The 308-nt window shown below is 38.6% G+C and carries 1 protein-coding gene; it reads left to right on the forward strand.

Annotation, left to right across the window (positions count from 1 at the left end):
• Window positions 1-308: glycosyltransferase family protein (locus KDM89_RS21365; RefSeq protein ID WP_463322645.1), on the forward strand; the 308-nt coding region annotated here is incomplete at both ends.

The following is a 308-nucleotide window of genomic DNA, read 5'->3' on the forward strand; positions in this document are numbered from 1 at the left end:
TTCATTGAAAGCAATCGTGAGAGATTAAGCTCCGATTATGTGGGCATCGCATTTAAGGCTGAAAGTAATAAACTTGTATCACCTGTTTTTGTTGAGGATGTTCTCGTTGCCATAAGTAGTGGGAGCATGTTTTTTTTAGAAAATTTAAAATTGATCGGATGGCATAATCAAACCTACTTTGTTGATGGAGTTGACTACGAATGCTGTTTGCGTGCCCGTCAATATGGTTTGAAAATCGGTAAGTGTGGTGATACTCCAGGATTTGACCACGTTAGCGAACAACCTGACAAAGTATTTGCAATATTTGG

This window comes from Cognatundibacterium luofuense, from assembly GCF_018139685.1.
GTDB lineage: Bacteria > Pseudomonadota > Gammaproteobacteria > Burkholderiales > Burkholderiaceae_D > Undibacterium > Undibacterium luofuense.